14 protein-coding genes are annotated in these 17,466 nt (G+C 43.8%); 7 read left to right on the forward strand and 7 right to left on the reverse strand.

The window, feature by feature from the left end:
• The first annotated feature begins 12 nt into the window (after positions 1–12).
• From VK179_07900 to VK179_07910, 3 genes are read left to right on the forward strand one after another with little or no spacing between them, the layout of a single operon-like run.
• Positions 13–807, forward strand: coding sequence for an inositol monophosphatase family protein (locus VK179_07900; protein ID HLO58649.1), 795 nt, complete (start codon positions 13–15; stop codon positions 805–807).
• A gap of 7 nt (positions 808–814) precedes the next feature.
• Positions 815–1,711, forward strand: coding sequence for a lysophospholipid acyltransferase family protein (locus tag VK179_07905; GenBank protein HLO58650.1), 897 nt, complete (start codon positions 815–817; stop codon positions 1,709–1,711).
• A complete protein-coding gene (locus VK179_07910) occupies positions 1,708–2,730 on the forward strand; it encodes a glycosyltransferase family 2 protein (GenBank protein HLO58651.1) in 1,023 nt (340 codons plus the stop codon). The genes VK179_07905 and VK179_07910 overlap by 4 nt, the downstream gene beginning before the upstream one ends.
• Here VK179_07910 and VK179_07915 read toward each other — a convergent pair.
• On the reverse strand, positions 2,715–3,713 hold the full coding sequence (locus VK179_07915; protein HLO58652.1) for a hypothetical protein: 999 nt from the start codon (positions 3,711–3,713) through the stop codon (positions 2,715–2,717). The two genes, VK179_07910 and VK179_07915, sit on opposite strands and share 16 nt — an antisense overlap.
• 131 nt (positions 3,714–3,844) lie before the next feature.
• On the opposite strand from VK179_07915, the gene VK179_07920 reads away from it, so the two are divergent.
• The 4 genes from VK179_07920 to VK179_07935 all read left to right on the forward strand — a co-directional run bounded on the left by VK179_07920 (position 3,845) and on the right by VK179_07935 (position 8,435).
• The gene (locus VK179_07920) at positions 3,845–4,252 is read left to right on the forward strand and encodes a response regulator (protein ID HLO58653.1); all 408 of its coding nucleotides are present in this window, start codon (positions 3,845–3,847) and stop codon (positions 4,250–4,252) included.
• A 78-nt stretch (positions 4,253–4,330) separates the two neighbouring features.
• Complete coding sequence (locus VK179_07925) at positions 4,331–5,254, forward strand: ribokinase (protein HLO58654.1); 924 nt, start codon at positions 4,331–4,333, stop codon at positions 5,252–5,254.
• Positions 5,255–5,979: 725 nt separating this feature from the next.
• Positions 5,980–7,317, forward strand: a complete 1,338-nt coding sequence (gdhA, locus tag VK179_07930; protein ID HLO58655.1) for an NADP-specific glutamate dehydrogenase — start codon at positions 5,980–5,982, stop codon at positions 7,315–7,317.
• A 164-nt stretch (positions 7,318–7,481) separates the two neighbouring features.
• Entirely contained in the window at positions 7,482–8,435 is a 954-nt protein-coding gene (locus tag VK179_07935; GenBank protein ID HLO58656.1) for an aldo/keto reductase, read from the forward strand.
• Here the strand turns inward: VK179_07935 and VK179_07940 are convergent, their stop codons facing one another.
• The 6 genes from VK179_07940 to VK179_07965 all read right to left on the reverse strand — a co-directional run bounded on the left by VK179_07940 (position 8,436) and on the right by VK179_07965 (position 17,413).
• Positions 8,436–8,714, reverse strand: a complete 279-nt coding sequence (locus tag VK179_07940; protein HLO58657.1) for a hypothetical protein — start codon at positions 8,712–8,714, stop codon at positions 8,436–8,438. It abuts the gene before it with no gap.
• 140 nt (positions 8,715–8,854) lie between these two features.
• On the reverse strand, positions 8,855–10,819 hold the full coding sequence (locus tag VK179_07945; GenBank protein HLO58658.1) for a M56 family metallopeptidase: 1,965 nt from the start codon (positions 10,817–10,819) through the stop codon (positions 8,855–8,857).
• Positions 10,820–10,845: 26 nt separating this feature from the next.
• Positions 10,846–11,232 (reverse strand): BlaI/MecI/CopY family transcriptional regulator, encoded by a 387-nt coding sequence (locus tag VK179_07950; protein ID HLO58659.1) that lies wholly within the window; start codon positions 11,230–11,232, stop codon positions 10,846–10,848.
• A 150-nt stretch (positions 11,233–11,382) separates the two neighbouring features.
• Complete coding sequence (locus VK179_07955; GenBank protein HLO58660.1) at positions 11,383–13,464, reverse strand: T9SS type A sorting domain-containing protein; 2,082 nt, start codon at positions 13,462–13,464, stop codon at positions 11,383–11,385.
• A gap of 188 nt (positions 13,465–13,652) precedes the next feature.
• Positions 13,653–16,118, reverse strand: a complete 2,466-nt coding sequence (locus VK179_07960) for a glycoside hydrolase family 2 TIM barrel-domain containing protein (protein HLO58661.1) — start codon at positions 16,116–16,118, stop codon at positions 13,653–13,655.
• A gap of 8 nt (positions 16,119–16,126) precedes the next feature.
• Positions 16,127–17,413, reverse strand: coding sequence for a DUF5103 domain-containing protein (locus VK179_07965; protein HLO58662.1), 1,287 nt, complete (start codon positions 17,411–17,413; stop codon positions 16,127–16,129).
• Positions 17,414–17,466: the final 53 nt, after the last annotated feature.

A 17,466-nucleotide genomic window follows, 5' to 3' on the forward strand; every position in this document is an offset into this window, starting at 1 on the left:
AAACAAAACGAGATGGATTATAAAGCAATTTGTGAGGCAACCATTGAGATAGCGGTAGAAGCCGGGCAATATATTCAGGGCCGGCTGAACAGCATTCCGCTTAAGGAGGTTGAGGTTAAGGGAATGAATAATTTTGTGACTGATGTAGACAAATCAGCCGAAGCCCTGATCATTTCAAAGCTTAATCTTCTCGTTAAGGATGCCGGTTTTATTGCCGAGGAAGGAACGAATAAAACAAAGGGCGAACACTATAACTGGATCATCGATCCGCTTGACGGCACAACGAATTTCATTCACGGATCACCTCCGATAGCGGTAAGCATTGCACTTTCTGAAGACGGTGTACCTGTGATCGGCGTTGTATATGAAATTTTCATGCGGGAAACCTTTTATGCATGGAAAGGCAGCAAGGCCTACCTGAACGGAAGAGAAATCCATGTTTCAGATAATCATAAACTTAAGGATTCACTTATTGCTGTTGGTTTTCCTTATCATGATGAGAACCAGCTTAAGCGGTTTATGAATTCACTCGAATACTTTTTCACCCATACTCACGGTGTGAGAAGGCTGGGTTCGGCTGCAACCGACCTGGTATATGTGGCATGCGGACGATACGACGGATTTTTTGAATACAACCTTAGTCCCTGGGATGTGGCGGCCGGTGCGCTGATTGTTCAACAGGCGGGCGGAAAAGTAAGCGATTTCAAAGGAGGAGACAATTACGTTTTCGGAAGGCAGATTGTAGCCGGAAACGGCGGTAATCACGGCGAGTTCCTGGCTGATATTTCGCGGCTAATGAAGGAATAAAAATTTAATGGCATCAATTCTCTATTTTCCGCTGTTTGGCCTTGCATGGCTCATATCACTTATTCCTTTCAGGGTTTTATACCTGTTTTCCGATTTGCTTTACCTCATCATGTATTATATATTCCCTTACCGGAAAAAAGTGGTGTTTCATAATCTCAGGACGTCATTCCCTGAGAAGTCCGATGAAGAGATAACCCGCATAGCCAAGGCATTTTACAGGCATTTCAGCGATTTTTTGGTTGAGATCATAAAAGTGATCAGCCTTCCGCAAAAGAGACTCGACAAACGCGTGGTATGGAAAAACACAGAGCTTTTTGAGGAGCTTGCCGCAAAGAAAAAGAGCATAGCGCTTGTATCGCCTCATTATGGTAACTGGGAAATGCAAAATAATGTTCCGGACAAGATGCCACACCACCGTTGCATGATCATTTACCGGCCGCTTAAAAGCAAGCTTACAGGCCGCATATCAGCGTATACACGGGAAAAATTCGGAGCTATTATGATTCCGATGGAGAATATTTTCAGGGAAGCCATGAAAACAAAAGCCGAAGGAAAGTTATTCTCAATCTGGTTCCTTGCCGATCAGCGTCCTCCAAGAAACAGCCGATTCTGGACTATTTTTCTGAACCATGAAACTGCTTTTTTCGAAGGCGTTGAAAAAATGTCAAGAAAACTTGAACTGGCTGTTGTGTTTATGAATATAATCAAAACAGGAAGGGGCCGGTATGAAGTTCACCTTGAAAAATTATTTGATAATGCCGCTGCAACCGCTGAAAATGAGGTAACATTGACCTGTGTAAGCAAAATTGAAGAAATGATTAAAAAAGCACCCGAATACTGGCTTTGGTCGCATAAGCGATTCAAGCACAGCAGGCCCGAAGGAACAAATCTGGTAGCGAGATGACCAACCTGGCTGTAGTTATTTTAAACTGGAACGGGGAACATTATCTCAGGAAGTTTCTGCCTTCTGTAATCAGCAATTCTGATGTGGGCGAAACCGAAATCATTGTAGCTGATAATGGTTCCACGGATAACTCAATTTCCTGTCTGCGGAATGAATTTCCCGGGGTCAGAATTATTGAACTGAAAGAAAATTATGGTTTCGCTCGGGGTTACTGCAAAGCCCTTGAGCAAATATTCGCAAACTATTACCTGCTTTTAAACTCCGATGTGGAAGTTACTCCCGGATGGCTTGTTCCCTTGCTGGCCGCCATGGAAGAGGATCCGGGACGGGGTGCCTGTATGCCCAAAATATTATCCTACAGTCAGCCTGAATATTTTGAATATGCCGGCGCTTCGGGAGGATTCATCGACCGGCTCGGCTATCCTTTCTGCCGCGGCAGAATACTTAGTGTGCTTGAGAAAGATGAAGGTCAGTACAATGATACGCGGAACATCTTCTGGGCATCCGGTGCCTGTATGATGGTAAGGGCTTCGGCTTATGAAAAAGCCGGAGGTCTTGACGGCGAATTTTTTGCCCATATGGAAGAAATTGACCTCTGCTGGCGTTTGCACAGGACGGGCCATACCATTAGTGTTGTACCGGCATCCGTTGTATTTCATGTAGGAGGCGGAACCCTGCCGAATAACACGCCCAGGAAGCTTTATCTTAACTACAGAAACAACCTTTTCCTGCTGTTCAAAAACCTGCCCCTGGTTCAGCTTATTCCTGTAGTGCTGATCAGGATGGTGCTTGACGGAATGTCGGCACTTGTATACCTTTTACAGGGATCCGGTAAATTCTTTGCAGCTGTATTACGCGCCCATGGCGCCTTTTACCGTAGCATACCCCTTTTAATAACTATGAGGAGGAGGATGGGCGGGACAATGAAGACCAGGATGTTCAGGGAAATCTATCCCGGTAGTATCCTGTTTCATTTCTTTGTAAAAAGGAAAAGGAAGTTCGGTCAGTTGGACTGGTGATTGGCAAAAATGCCGTCAAGCGATGCTCTCACGACAAGCATCATCGAAAGGTCCATTATACCCGGTATGAAGTGCATGGAGAACTGAACCTTTCCTGATATATTCGATGTTGTCTTCTGATAAAAGAAATCCGTTCTTCCGTAGAAATCCGATTTATAAAATCCGTCGCCTGAAGTAATAACCTGGCTGTCGCCTGCATACAATGTGCCTTTAAATCCGAACCCCCTGTAATTTGCATCCAAAACGGCCAGGAAGCCTACCGGGAAACTGAAATCGTACACATCCCTTATCCGGTCGTACGAAGCCAGTATACCTGCACTTAATGAAAGGGTATCCAAAGGTAGTTTATTTGCCAGGCTGAGACCCGGCAAAATGGTTATTGCCCCGTTATCCCGTATGTGTTCTCCGGTGCCGTTGAGTGTATGGGCAAAATGGGTCATGACAAAATGATGCTGGTAAAGGAACAGGTTCTTTGCCAGGTAACCTGAAAAACCCAGCAGGAATGATTCATTCCTTGTATACGATTGCCTTCCGTTCCAATCGATCCACACGTTGTGTCTGAAACCGTTATTGCTGTTATATTCAAGCAAAATCCCCTCAACATTCGGCCTGTAATAGGGAATTGTATCACTCATCAGTGCATAAGGCATGGATAATTTATTTATTCTCGGGAACGCACCCAGCCATAAGTTCCAGTGCTCATTGCGGCCGTTGTAATAGGCTGTAAAATCGGGAGCAATCCATTCACCCTTGCTTCCGAATTCATACAGGTAATCCAGTCCCGTCATGATGCGGTTACCTGAGTTGAATGAGTACCCGATTTCCGCAGAGATGCGGGTTCCAAAAATGGTCTGATCGTTTACAAAATCGTTGAAATATTCCCTGTTATCGAAAAAACCAAAAAAGCCGGCCCTGTAAACAAATTGCTGCGACAGCAGGTTAAGAGGCACCAGGAGGGCAACCAGTAATAAAAGTTTCGGCATGAGTTTCATAGAATACAGGAAATGAACCGGATCAAAAGTACTAATAAATTTTTTTCTGCATAGAGGGTTACTTTTTGACTTCTCACGGTATTAAGTAATATCAAAACTAAACCTAGTCAGAAAGTACCCTTATGAAGAAAGCAATACCAGCAGATTTGTATAATTGGAATAATAAGAAGATTCTGATTGTTGAAGATGATTATGTGAACTACCTGTTTTTTCATGAAATGTTATCCGGTGCTTATGCGTGTCTGATTCGCGCTGTTTCGGTGCAGGAGGCATTTGATATTCTTTCATCCGGAACCCGGTTTAACCTGATGATCATTAACAGCTGCATTCCGGGTAATGAAGATTGTCATGCCATGAAAAAGGTAAAGCATCACTGGCCTGAACTGCCTGTGATTGCACTATCGGCGTGTGACGGCGAAGAAAACAAGAGTCGCTGCCAGCCGGCCGGTTGCGACATAATAATTAACCGGAATATCGATACATCGGACATGTGCTTACTTGTAAATGACATGTTTGACCAGGTAAGTTAAATTGTTAAAACTTATTGGCAGATCATCCGTAATAGAATTTGCTATTGTTTGTATTTTTGACATAACATAAGCAGAAACATGAAAATATGGGTGATAGGCAGTTCCAACACTGAAATGATTTTCAGGAGTTCCGTAATACCTGCCGGTGGAGAATCAGTAATGGGTAAATCTTTTGTTGCCTCACCCGGAGGCAGGGGATTTAACCAGTCGATTGCAGCGGCCCGCGCCGGTGGTAAAGTCGTGTTCATAAGCCGCATGGGGAATGACCTGTATGGTGAGAACATGATCCGTGAGTTGAGTGAGAACCATATTGATGTTTCATCCCTTATAAAAGATGAAAATCTTCCCTCCGGGATCTCTTCCCTTGTTGTTGACGATGAGGGTAAGAGTGCCATCACTATTATTCCCGGCGCCAATATGAACCTTTCAACCCGCGATATTCAACATTACCTTGATGTTCAACCGGGTGATTATGTTTTGCTGCAGCTTGACATTCCAATTGAAACCGTTAAATATGCTTCCTCACATGCCGGCATGAAAGGTGCAAAAATTATTCTGAATCCTTCTCCCGCGCTGCCGGTAAGCGATGAACTGCTGAAATCGATCGATATTCTGACTCCCGATACAGCGCAAGCTGTAGCGCTTACGGGGATAACGATTACAGATGAACGCACTGCCGAACTTGCAGGACGGATATTACTGGAACGCGGACTAAAAAGAGTAATTGTCACACTGGGCGCTGATGGTGCCATGGTAATCGATAATGGCGGGGCAGAGCATGTTCCGGGATTTGAAATCAAACCGCTTGACACCTCTGTATCCAGCGATGTGTTTAACGGTGCTCTTGCCGTTGCACTCAGTGAAGGAAAGAATTTCTATGAATCTGTGCTTTTTGCCAATGCTGCCTGCGCCGTATCATCCTCTCTCCCCGGTTCCGTGTCTTCCATTCCTCAACGGCCTGATATTTTGTTTGCGCTGAAGCAGGAGAAGAGGAAGCATTGAGGGTTTGAGGTTTCATATTGTTTCATGTTGTTTCAAAAGTTTTATGGCATGACTGAGCTTGTGGTTACTGAGCTTGCCGAAGTGTGGTTACTGAGCTTGCCGAAGTGTCGAAGTCATGCGTGATAAATAAATAAATCGGTCGCTGAGCTTGCCAAAGCGATTAACCATGTGCCAGGCGAAGTTTGCAACTTCGTTGGAAAGGAACGTCATTAGAATGTTAATTAACTATCAATACGTATAGACGAAGTCACAGACCATAGCCGTCAACTTAAGATTATTTTAACTAAATAGTTTCGTTGATTTAAACCACGGAGTGGTTTAATTTGAATAGCGCCGGCTGAAAGCCGGTGTAATCAGAGATGTCATAAATCCGTACTTATAACCACGTAGTGGTTGAATATGAATATAATGGTTGAATACCGTTGTAATAAATAAGTTTCTTTATGTTCAAATTCAACCGCTAACGCGGCTGTGAAACCATGAATGCCAATAACACCGGCTTTCAGCCGGCGCTACTCACATTAATCCGCTAACGCGGATTTTAGCTTAAGTTGACGGCTATGGTCACAGACTTCGCCTAGCACAACCTAATAGCCTAACAGCCTAATAGCTTAACAGCCTAATAGCCTAACAGCCTAACAAACTACAGCCTAAAGAGTGAAATTTATCATAGTGCTGTTCATAGGAATTTTCCACCTTTAATCATTATTATATAATCATTTATCATGGAAGTCAATAAAGTAATTCAGGATCTGGAAAGAAGGAATCCTGGTGAAACGGAATACCTGCAGGCAGTGCGGGAAGTTTTGGATTCAATTTCTGAAGTATATAACCGAAATCCGCAGTTTGAAAAAGCCGGAATTATTGAACGTCTGGTGGAACCTGACCGGGTACTTACTTTTAAGGTTCCCTGGGTGGATGATGAAGGCAATGTGCAGGTAAACCGCGGATTCCGTGTGCAATTTAACAATGCACTCGGTCCTTACAAAGGAGGACTGCGTTTTCACCCGAGTGTTAACCTGAGCATACTTAAATTCCTCGGATTTGAGCAAATATTTAAGAACAGTCTCACCACATTGCCTATAGGCGGAGGCAAAGGCGGATCCGACTTCCAGCCCAAAGGCAAGTCAAACGCTGAAATTATGCGCTTCTGCCAGGCATTTATGCTTGAGCTCTGGAAAGTCATTGGTCCCGAAACCGACGTTCCGGCCGGCGATATCGGAGTTGGCGGTCGCGAGATCGGCTTCTTATACGGTATGTATAAAAAGCTTACCAACACGTATACCGGTGTTCTTACAGGCAAAGGTGTGAACTGGGGCGGAAGTCTTATCAGACCTGAAGCTACAGGTTTCGGCGCTGTATATTTTGTGCAGGAAATGATGCGTACCCGCAATCTCACTCTAACAGGAAAACGGGTTGCTGTTTCCGGTTTCGGAAACGTGGCATGGGGAGCCGTTCGCAAACTCAACGACCTGGGGGCAAAAGTGGTTACCCTTTCCGGTCCCGATGGCTACGTCTATGATGAAGAAGGTGTTTCAGGAGAAAAGATTAATTATATGCTTGATCTCAGGGCTTCAAACGAAGATATCATTGAGCCCTATGCATTGAAATTCAAAAGCGCCGTGTTTGTTAAGGACAGGCATCCATGGGAAGTTAAATGCGATGTGGCCATTCCGTGTGCCACCCAGAATGAATTAAACGAGCAGGATGCGATAAACCTTATCAATAACGGTTGCATATGCGTTTGTGAAGCTGCCAACATGCCCTGTGTTCCCAAGGCAATTGAAATCATCCAGAACAAAGGATTGCTCTTTGCTCCGGGTAAGGCTGCCAATGCAGGCGGGGTGGGGGTGTCCGGACTTGAAATGACACAAAATGCCATGAAGCTTCGCTGGCCGGCTGAAGAGGTGGATAAACGCCTCCATGAAATCATGTTTGCCATACACGAGTCATGCGTTACAAACGGTACCCGCCTGGATGGTTATGTCGACTATGTGAAAGGCGCCAACGTGGCAGGATTCCTGAAAGTGGCCAACGCTATGCTGGACCAGGGAATTGTGTAAGGTGACTGGTGACTGGTGATTGGTGACTGGTGAATTAGAAAATTTTGGTGTAATGAATTGTTGATGTGTGGTAAAATTGTATCTGATTTGTTACTAAATTAGATATGCGTAGAGACGCACAGCCGTGCGTCTCTACATGATCAAACCACTAATCACCTGTCACCATGAAAAGACGAACATTTATTGAAAATGCGGCTTTGGGCAGTATGGCCCTTGGTTTTTCTTCTTTTTCACACGACAAAAGCATTACACCCCTGGATCAGCCCATACCTAAAAGAGTTCTGGGAAAGACCGGCGAGCAATTATCCGTCATCGGTTTCGGGGGTATCATGCTGAATGGAAATTCGCAGGAATTTGCCAACGAACAGGTTTCAAAAGCTTTTAACGCCGGAGTCAATTATTTTGATGTGGCACCCTCTTACGGGAATGCCATTTCAAAGCTTGGTCCTGCGCTGAAACCTTACAGAAAGGATTGTTTTCTCGCCTGTAAAACAACGGAAAGAACGGCTGAAGGGGCCCTTAAAGAGCTTAATGAATCACTGGAAGGCATGCAGACTGATCATTTCGACCTGTACCAGCTTCATGCACTGAGTTCTACTGATGAAGTTGAAAAAGTATTTGCTCCGGGCGGTGCCATGGAGGTTTTTCTTAATGCACGACAACAGGGGAAAGTCAGGTTCCTCGGTTTCTCAGCTCATTCTGAAGATGCCGCTCTCCTGGCCATGAAGAAATTCAATTTCGATACTATCCTTTTCCCTATCAATTTTAACTGCTGGCATCATGGCAATTTTGGTCCGCGTGCCTTTGCCGAAGCCCGTTCAAAAGGCATGGGAATTCTTGCCCTGAAAGCCATGGCTATGAGTTTACTGAAAACCGGTGAGGCAAAGCTATATAAGAATGTATGGTACCGGCCTATGCAGGACAATGAAATGGCAAGTCTCGCCCTGCGTTATACCTTGTCAAAAGAAATCACCGCGGCGATTCCCCCGGGCGACTCCGAATTTTTCTGGGAGGCCATGGAGACGGCTAAAAATTTCAAATCCATAACTCAGGAAGAAACCGACAGGCTGTTAGCCTTTGTCGGTGATAATACTCCGGTGTTCAGCAATAAGGCCTGATCACCCCTGGTGCAGTTTCTCCGGATTCATCATTTCTTCCGAAGTAAAATGTGTCAGCTGAGTAATTTTCGCGGATGCCCTGAATGCCGGCGGCAGAATAAACCGTGCATCCTCTTTGGTGGGAACGTCAATCATGATCCATGCTTTATGCTCACCATCCTTGCAGCCCCAATCGGCATGGGTTAGAAAATGGGAACCGGTATGCAGAAATATGGAGATTGCCTGTTCACAGGCCTTTTTATCTGCGCCGTGCGGAACTTCGATCAGAAACTTTGCCATAACAATATCTCCTATTTTTTAATGTCAGGGTGACATTGGGTTAAAACAATTGGCAGCAAAAAAAGTAAAGACCGGAGATCGTTTTATTTAACCAACGCTGTCAGGTCCTGGCGGACGCTGACAGGTTGGAGGGGTTATTGTTATTTTTCGTTCTCGAGTTCCTGCAGTTTGGTATTCAAATCCTGGTGTTCTTCGGTAGCTGATTTTTCAGCGGGTTCCACTGTGGTACTGTTTTCCTGTTCCACAGCTTCAGGGGCTTCGGGAGATTCGGGAGTCTCCGCTTCAATTTCGGGAACATCGGCATCCACATCGATGTTTATATCAGGAATTTCAGGAATTTCAGGCACTTCAACATTAATGTCAGAATCAACGTCAGGTATCGGTGGAACCGGAACACTGAAGTTCAGATTCATGTGCTTGCCCATATTACCTTCCTTTTGCATCTGTTCCTGGAATTTCTTCATTTCTTCCTTGAATTCTTCCTGGCCTTTTTTCATCTGTTCCTTCCATTCATCCTGGTGCTGTTCCCAATATTCCTTCTGGGCATTCATGGCTTCTTTTTGCAATCGCATGGCATCTTTCATGAAAAATTCCATTTCTTCAGGATTTTTCTGCCAGTTTTTTTGTGATTCATCAATGATTCTTTTCATTTCTTCCTTATCGAACTTAAACTCCTCCGGGTTGAAATGCAGCCTGGCCAGCTCATCAAAAGGCTTATTTTCCATGTTCAGAAGTGGAGGATTGGGAGGCAAAGGAGGATTGCCGAGGTTCATATGAGCCATAGCCAGTTCGCGCTGGGCTTCCTTTAATTGTTCATTAGCTTCAGCAAGTTGTTTTTGCGAAGCTTCGAGCTCAGCCTTCATATTTTTCATTTCTTCGGCATACTGCTTCATTTCCCCGGGGGTGAGCGATTTGCCGTTGACCGTCATATGCGTGATGGAGTCATCTGTAAACACGATCTTCATTCTTTTACGGGTGCCTTTTTTATCAGCCGTATAGGTGTTTATCGTATTGGATTTCTTTGACCTGATAGTATCCTGCACAGGTGTATTTTTCAGCACGGTTTCATGGTTTGATTTCACCTGGTGCTGATTATCGATTATAAACGCCATGGATGAGATACCGACCACGGTGATAAAGAATGCCACCACAGCCATTCTGAAGCCGGCTGAGTGCTTTATTTCGGGATTAACCAGACGTTTTATCCGGTTCAGTAATTGTTTCGATCTGCTTCCGGAAAAACCGTTTGCCGGAGCATGCTGTAAATTCATTTCCTGGATCATGGCAAGAGCTTTTATATAGTTAATGGGACTGTTATTTGAGTGAATGACGTAATCATCGCAGCAGTTTTCGCGTTCCCTGTCGATTTGTGAAACGAGGTACCAGGTGAGAGGATGGAAGAATAATACCTGTCGCGCAATCGCCTGCAGGATAATCATAATATGGTCAAACCTGCGGATATGGGCCAGTTCGTGCGCCAAAACGGCTTCTATCTGTGAAGTGCTCAAACCGCTGATCGCAGCAAGCGGAAGAATAACCATGGGTTTGAATACACCTGTTACAAGAGGACTGATCATCCGGTGAGTAACACGGAGATTTACTTCGAAAGGAAGGTTCATGCGGGAGTGCAAATCGTCGAACAATTCCTGCATGGCAAGGTCCGGTTCAGATAAGCTCCTCATCAGCGAAAGACGATACAGGATTGTGCCGCCTGTCAGTCGCACAGTCATAACAAGGAATCCCACTAGCCAGCCTATAGCGAGGGCAGGGTAGTAGGGATCGAGATAGCCGAGTAATCTGCCGGTAAGGCTCACCGGAGTAACCGGCCAGTCTTTTGCCGTAAGTTTATACGGTTGAGCCTGCTGAAGGAAGGCATACCATTTTGAAATCACATGATTGTTCTTATAAACCACGACGAACGTAATCACAAAACAAACCATCATGAGCATAAGGCCGGAGAAAAGAACGATATACCTTAAACGGGCATTTGACTTTTTCACTATGGCAAGCAACGTCAGGATGACTGCTGTGAGAACAGCACCCTGCCATACCGAATGGACGAGGGTCATGCCAAGCGACCTGAATATATCTTGACTGAATTGCATAGATTTAGATTTTAAATATCAACCTGTCAGGATTTCTTTTGTTCTTTTTCGAGTTTATCAATTAACTTTTTAATTTCCTGAAGTTCATCGGCAGAGGCTTTGTAATTACCCAGTGCCTGCAGAACCAGTTTGGCAGCCGATCCGCCGAATGCCGCATCAACCATGCGGTCGATCAGTGCATTCCTTGTGTCGGTGGCTCTAATAATAGCAGAGTAAACATGCGTGCGCCCGTTGAGCGTACGGCTTAAAAGGCCTTTATCGGCCATTAGCTGCATCATTTTAAGAGTAGTTGTATACCCAACGTTTTTGCCCTTTTTCTCGAGTTTTTCGTTCACTTCCCTTACTGTTGCAGTTCCGGCTTCCCAGAGAATCTCCAGGATTTCAAGTTCAGATTGTGTGGGTCGGTAATTCATCTTTGTTTTTTGTTTGAGGTTTGATGCTGGACATCATCCATCAAAAAATAGTATCATCTACGAAATCTTTCGTAAAGATATACGAAAAAATTCGTAGATGCATAAAAATTTTGCAAAAAAATGTTAAATAAAGAGAAAGTCCGGGCAGGTTTATCTGATTACAATTGGCCTTGCACTTATCCGGTCACCTGTATTCAGCTTAATAAAATAAAGTCCTGGATTCAGCTTTTCATGGTTCATTCCCTTGCCATCCCATTCTGCCCCATAATTGCCGGGAAGCGCTTTATCACTCACCAGGGTGATCACTTTCTGTCCCAAAATATTATACACTGAAAGATCAATCGTGGCTTTAGATAACAGGGAATACGGAATATGAAAGTCGCTTGCAGACGGATTCGGATAGGGATTTCCAAGCACTGCAATCGTTATTTCCTTTGTTGATGTTTCTGAAGTAATTATTGATTCCATTGTTTCCTGAAGCGGTCTGCTCCAGACTCCTTCATAAGTCCCAATTATAATCGTGTCGTGAGCCATTACAATTGACATAACCGGCCTGGATGGTAACCCGTTGCTAACATCATACCAGGTTTTTCCTGAATCAGCAGAAAAGAAAATACCTTCACCGGTTCCGGCCCAAAAATTTTTCCCGGTAAAGAGCATTGTTGTTATGTATTTGCCTTTCAAATCTGTTGTAATTTCTTCCCATGCAATACCATTATTGTCAGTCAAATATAGTGATCCATCACTGCCTGAAGCATAAACCCCGGTGTCATTAAAAACAATTCCGGATATATTCAAAAATGAACTATTCAGCCCATTATTCACGCAACTCCAGCTTTCACCGTAATCATCAGAAAAAAACACTCCTTGTTCCGTTCCGGCGAATAACCGGTTTTCGTCCACAGCAATCGAATTGATAAATATGGAGGGAAGGCCGTTATCTTTTAACATCCAGTTTTGGCCACTGTCCGTTGATAAATATACACCCGTTGATGTGCCGCAAAATGTATAATTTCCATATGAAGCAAGGCAGGTTGTGATACCATTTGTCATTCCGTTATTTGACCAATTCCAGCTGTTCCCATAATCATTTGACTTATAGACACCCCACCCGTTTGCAGAAGCAAGAATATTATTCCCGGTTGTTGTCAATGCATTTATTCCGGTTACCGGCACATTGTTATTGCTTTCACTCCAGCTTATCGAATTAATATCGGATTTAAAAATTCCCCCGGCACCGGTTGCAATAAAAACTTTGTTTTTGAAAATTTCTATATCATATACTATATTACCGGGAAGGCCTTCATTAACACCGATCCATCCTGAACCATTGTCTTTAAATACACCTCTGGATGTAGAAACATAAATTTCATTCTTATTTAAACACAGGTCATAAATGAAGCCTATATTCGAACAGTCGATACTTGTCCATGTTTCGCCCCCGTTATTGCTAAATTGAATGTTATTGTTTGCAGCGCAATATATTTTCTCCTTATACACCCGTATTTTATTACAAACCGATAAAAAATTGTTATTCAACGGAACCCAGGTAGCACCATCATTATGACTGATAAATAATTTTTCGTCCCCGTATGTTCCGGCTAAAATATCATTGTTAAGCATGGCTAATGATTTCACGCTGCTGTTCTGCAAACCATCGCTCTTTTTCACCCAAGTGTTCCCTTCATTTTCAGAATAGAATACACCGTTGTTGGTGCCAATGAACAGGTGATTGTCTTTAACAACAATTGAGTTCACAATTAAATCCTGCCCTTCAAGCCCGTTGTTTTTGGCTAACCAGTTTACACCGTTATCATTTGAAATGAACACTCCACCTCCATATGTACCCGTATATATGTTTTGCCCTTTAAAAGCCAGACACATTGCATGAAGACCTTCTCCGGAAATCCCGTTTCCTGTTTGCCATGTCTGTCCATTATCATCGGAGTAAAAAACTCCATTTGTATTTGAGCCCAACAATAACCTGTTTCCATTTAGTTCCATACAATTGGGACTGGACCATATACCAGAAGTAAAAACCCAGTTCATTCCATTGTTAACCCTATGATAGATTTTTTGGAACCAGGTTCCACAATATATGCTGTTCGAAACAGTGTCAACTGCAATGGCTGATACATCTGTTCCATACAATCCATCGCTGGCGTTTTTCCATTGACTGTAAGCGGGAAAAATTACCAGGGCAATAAGGATAATGCATAGAATTTTTTTCATGGGATTGGATTTAGAGGGATTTAAATGACGCCGACTTTCCTTAATAGGCTCTAAAATACCAATCCGGATTGAAACGACATAATACCTGTCACTTAATCCAACAAAAGGTGTCGTAATACCAACAAAAACCCTGTTTCAACTAATAAAGATTAAATAACCAACAGCTCTGTTTAAAACCGGTAATTGAGTTATTTAACCTGTATCTGCAACTCCGTATCCTGTAAACCTTCGGAAGTTGCTTTAATTGAAATGTTCCCTTCCTTTGCAAACGGCCTCACAATCAAAAGCGCTTTCCCATGGAAGGTGCTGATGGTGGTTTTACCCACGCTTTTCATATCCCATGGACATGCATTGCCGCTGCCAGCCATTTCACCGTCGCCTGAGACTGTTATTTTTACCTGTTTTGTGGCATCGGTTACAACCTGACCGAATTCGTCGATTATCTCAATCTTCACGTAAGCCAGGTCATTCCTGTCGGCTTTGATATCGGTCCTGTCTGCAGTGAGTTTTATGGCTTCCGGTGTTCCCGTTGTTTTGAATATCTTCTGTGCTATTTCACTTCCCTTGCTAAATGCTATTGCTTTCAGTTCACCAGGTTCATAAGGAACAGTAAAGGTTGCTGTCAGCTTTGTTTCCGGCGAAACTTTCTGTGTCCCCATCTCCCTGCCATTCAGCATGAGCTTTACTTCATCACCGGTTGTATAAACCGATACCTGCAGGGGTTTATCTTCATTGCCATTCCAGTTCCAGTGCGGATATTCATCGGGCCACCCCCAATAGCTGACCACTTCGGTCTTACCTTCCGGAACCGGTGCATGAACATTCATTTCAAGTTTGCTGTTGCCCCAGAGGACATCTTTGTAAAGCATCTGCGGCTTCTTGTCGCCCAGCACATCAATGTCGCCGCACCATGCGTTAAACCAGGGCCATGTCATGGCAAACTGGTCTTTCTGGTCTTTTGTCATATACTGTGTATGACCGATTCCAGTTTCACCCAGGTAATCCATGCCCGTCCATACAAAATCGCCGATCACATAAGGATGTTTCTCTACCATGGTCCAGTTTCCGTATGCATCCTTCGGAACCGACTCCGTTCCCATCATGATCCGCTCCGGGTATTTTTCATGATCGGATTCATACCGCTGAAACTGGTAATTATATCCACCCACAGTAAGCACTTCAAACGCAGGTGCCGTGGCTTCCCATTTCATGCCCGGATGATCCCAGAATTCACAAATGGCATTCGTGAAACCGCGTGTATCATCAAGTGTCTTTATGTACGAAACAAGTTCTTTGGCAGTTTGTACACCGCTTGTATCCGCTCTTTCTGGAATTTCGTTCCCGATGCTCCATAGTATTACCGAAGGATGATTCCTGTCGCGCAGGATCATTGCCTCCACGTCCTTCTTCCACCAATCATTGAAGAACCTGCTGTAATCCATCGCGTTCTTGGGTTTCTGCCACATGTCGAACGTTTCATCAATAACCAGCATACCAATCCGGTCACAGGCATCCAGGAAGGCTTCGGAAGGCGGATTGTGGCTTGTACGTATGGCATTAAAACCATTCGATTTCATTAATTGTACTCTCCGCTCTTCTGCACGGTCAAAAGCAGCCGATCCCAGAAGCCCGTTGTCATGATGCATACAGCCGCCCTTTAATTCCACAGGCTTTCCGTTCAGCAGGAAGCCTTTTTCTGCCGATATTTCAACGGTCCGTATTCCAAAAGGCTGGTAAACCTGATCAATTGTTTTGCCTTCCTTTTCAAGGGTGATTTCAGCTTTATACAGTATGGGCGATTCAGTCGACCATAACAGCGGATCTTTGATAACGATCTGTTGCCCTATGATTGTCTTTTCCCCGGTTTGCAGGGCTGCCTCTGCTTCCCCTGTGGCCACAACAGAATCACCCGGAGCCAGGATATTTATCTTTATCTTTCCGTTTATGGCTTCAGCCGAACTATTTTCCACGGTAATCTTCAGCATCTCTTTTGCCTCAGCGGCAGAACATTCAGCAGTAACAGCCTGTACCCCCCACATGGAAACATGCACCGGATCGGTGACTGAAAGCGTTACATTCCTGTAGATACCGGATCCCGAATACCACCGGCTGTTTCGCCCTGTATTGCTTACTTTTACCGTAATCACATTGTCAATGCCCGCTTTATTCAGGAAAGACGTAACATCGAAATAGAAGGGAGTATACCCGTAAACATGATTGCCGGCATGTTTGCCGTTTACCCATACTTCCGTTTCCATATACACTCCGTCGAATTTTACTGTTACCGTTTTGCCTTCATCCGCTTTTCCCAGCTTAAAATGTTTGCGGTACCAGGCCGTTCCGCCTATCGCATAACCGGTCGATGTATTTCCAGGGCTGGTCTTCAAAAATGGTCCGATCTGGCTGCTGTCATTTTCATTGCCTGAAAGGGCCATCATACTCCAGTCGTGAGGCAAATCAACGCCTGACCATTTTGAATCATCAAATTCTGGAACTTCAGGTGATACAGTTCCGGCGGGGAGGCTGTCCCTTGTAAATTTCCATCCGGCATTGAAATTCCTGTCTCTTGTTGCCGGTTCAAACTTTTTAACACATGATGCAGTGAGAAGAAAAATTACCGAAAGGCAAACAAGAGATTTGAAAAGTGCTTTCATCGTGTGATTTATTTAATGGAATAATAGCCGATCAGCAGGTCACAGCCTTTAAACCGGTCTTTGAAATATACAAAAATATCATAGTCGTTTTCCGTTTCATAATAAGAACCTTCAACCGCAGTGTCGTCTGTTTTGCCGGTTTCAGGGTTCTTCATGAAATAGCAGTAATCATAAAGTCCCTGCTTCATTAACAAGGTTACTTTATACAGGCCATCCGTTTCATCCAGTTTCATCCGGTTTTGCTCAGAATACTTCCAGTCGCAGAATTCACCTGTTACATAGATGTTTTCATTACTGTACATATACATTAGCCTGAAGGCAAAGTGTACATACACATAATCCGCCTCAGTATGCCGGTTTTGAGATTTTTCCTTATTGATGAAATAATTGCCGTTCAGGTCCCTGTTGCTGAAATAAGGTTTTGAGGCTCTTTCTTCATCAGTCTTTAAAACGACATGGTAGTAAGGATTTTGAAAATTGATGGCTGAGATTTGCTGCGATTCATACTTCATGCTTTTCAGGTCAAGGCTTCTGAATTCATTTCCTCCCGGAAAAATACCCATGTCGGCTCCGTTATACTGAATATTGCCGGGCGACTGGCTAAAAGCTTTTGTCAGCACCAGGCAATTGTCAAAGCGGTTGTTCTGCATGATTACCGTTGTAAGATCACTTGCTGCATCATGAATTTCACCCGGATTGTATTGTACGCTCACCTGGAGTTGCTGCCCTGTATCGTAAAATTTCCCGTTGGGCGGCCGTTTTAGTGATGCGGAAACAGTTGACTTAGATTCTGTAACAAAAAACCTGCGTGACAGGATGATCTTTTCAGGATCATCATTTTCAAAAATAACAATAACATAGTTCCCGCTGAGTTGCGGCATGCATTCCTCTGCGGGAAAAACAAGTTTATAATGAATGAATTCACGGGTTGTGTTAAATGACTGATCCTTATTCTCAATGCTTCCCAGGCCATATCCCGACACATATTCCTGTTGCTCCATATCGCTTTCAGTCCAATCCGCATCACAATGTTTCAGTGTATAGCCGAATTGCCTGGGACTACCTGTTAAATCATCAAAGTGAAGTTCAAGCTTATTATCTGTTCCGAGTTCAATGACCGGCAGTGAAAACTCCTGTTTTGGGTTAAAAAGTATAATAGTGCTGATATTCCGATCGAAGGACTGATTTTTAAGTGTATCCTGTAAAAATTTTTCATTAACAGGTAAACCAAAAATGCAGTTTTGTGTTATTCCACTAACAAATAAAGAACCTAAAATCAGAGCCAACTTACCCATATGATTTCATCATTTCTTAGAACATTAAAAATACTAAAACAATCAAGCACTTT

This window comes from Bacteroidales bacterium, assembly GCA_035299085.1.
Taxonomy (GTDB): Bacteria; Bacteroidota; Bacteroidia; order Bacteroidales; family UBA10428; genus UBA5072.

Bases quoted from the DNA above. Each gene is read 5' to 3' on its own strand.
- gdhA (HLO58655.1), top strand. From the start codon at position 5,980: ATGGAAGTCAATAAAGTAATTCAGGATCTGGAAAGAAGGAATCCTGGT.
- VK179_07905 (HLO58650.1), top strand. From the start codon at position 815: ATGGCATCAATTCTCTATTTTCCGCTGTTTGGCCTTGCATGGCTCATA.
- VK179_07940 (HLO58657.1), bottom strand. From the start codon at position 8,714: ATGGCAAAGTTTCTGATCGAAGTTCCGCACGGCGCAGATAAAAAGGCC.
- VK179_07920 (HLO58653.1), top strand. From the start codon at position 3,845: ATGAAGAAAGCAATACCAGCAGATTTGTATAATTGGAATAATAAGAAG.
- VK179_07955 (HLO58660.1), bottom strand. From the start codon at position 13,464: ATGAAAAAAATTCTATGCATTATCCTTATTGCCCTGGTAATTTTTCCC.
- VK179_07960 (HLO58661.1), bottom strand. From the start codon at position 16,118: ATGAAAGCACTTTTCAAATCTCTTGTTTGCCTTTCGGTAATTTTTCTT.
- VK179_07935 (HLO58656.1), top strand. From the start codon at position 7,482: ATGAAAAGACGAACATTTATTGAAAATGCGGCTTTGGGCAGTATGGCC.
- VK179_07900 (HLO58649.1), top strand. From the start codon at position 13: ATGGATTATAAAGCAATTTGTGAGGCAACCATTGAGATAGCGGTAGAA.
- VK179_07910 (HLO58651.1), top strand. From the start codon at position 1,708: ATGACCAACCTGGCTGTAGTTATTTTAAACTGGAACGGGGAACATTAT.
- VK179_07925 (HLO58654.1), top strand. From the start codon at position 4,331: ATGAAAATATGGGTGATAGGCAGTTCCAACACTGAAATGATTTTCAGG.
- VK179_07945 (HLO58658.1), bottom strand. From the start codon at position 10,819: ATGCAATTCAGTCAAGATATATTCAGGTCGCTTGGCATGACCCTCGTC.
- VK179_07965 (HLO58662.1), bottom strand. From the start codon at position 17,413: ATGGGTAAGTTGGCTCTGATTTTAGGTTCTTTATTTGTTAGTGGAATA.
- VK179_07915 (HLO58652.1), bottom strand. From the start codon at position 3,713: ATGCCGAAACTTTTATTACTGGTTGCCCTCCTGGTGCCTCTTAACCTG.
- VK179_07950 (HLO58659.1), bottom strand. From the start codon at position 11,232: ATGAATTACCGACCCACACAATCTGAACTTGAAATCCTGGAGATTCTC.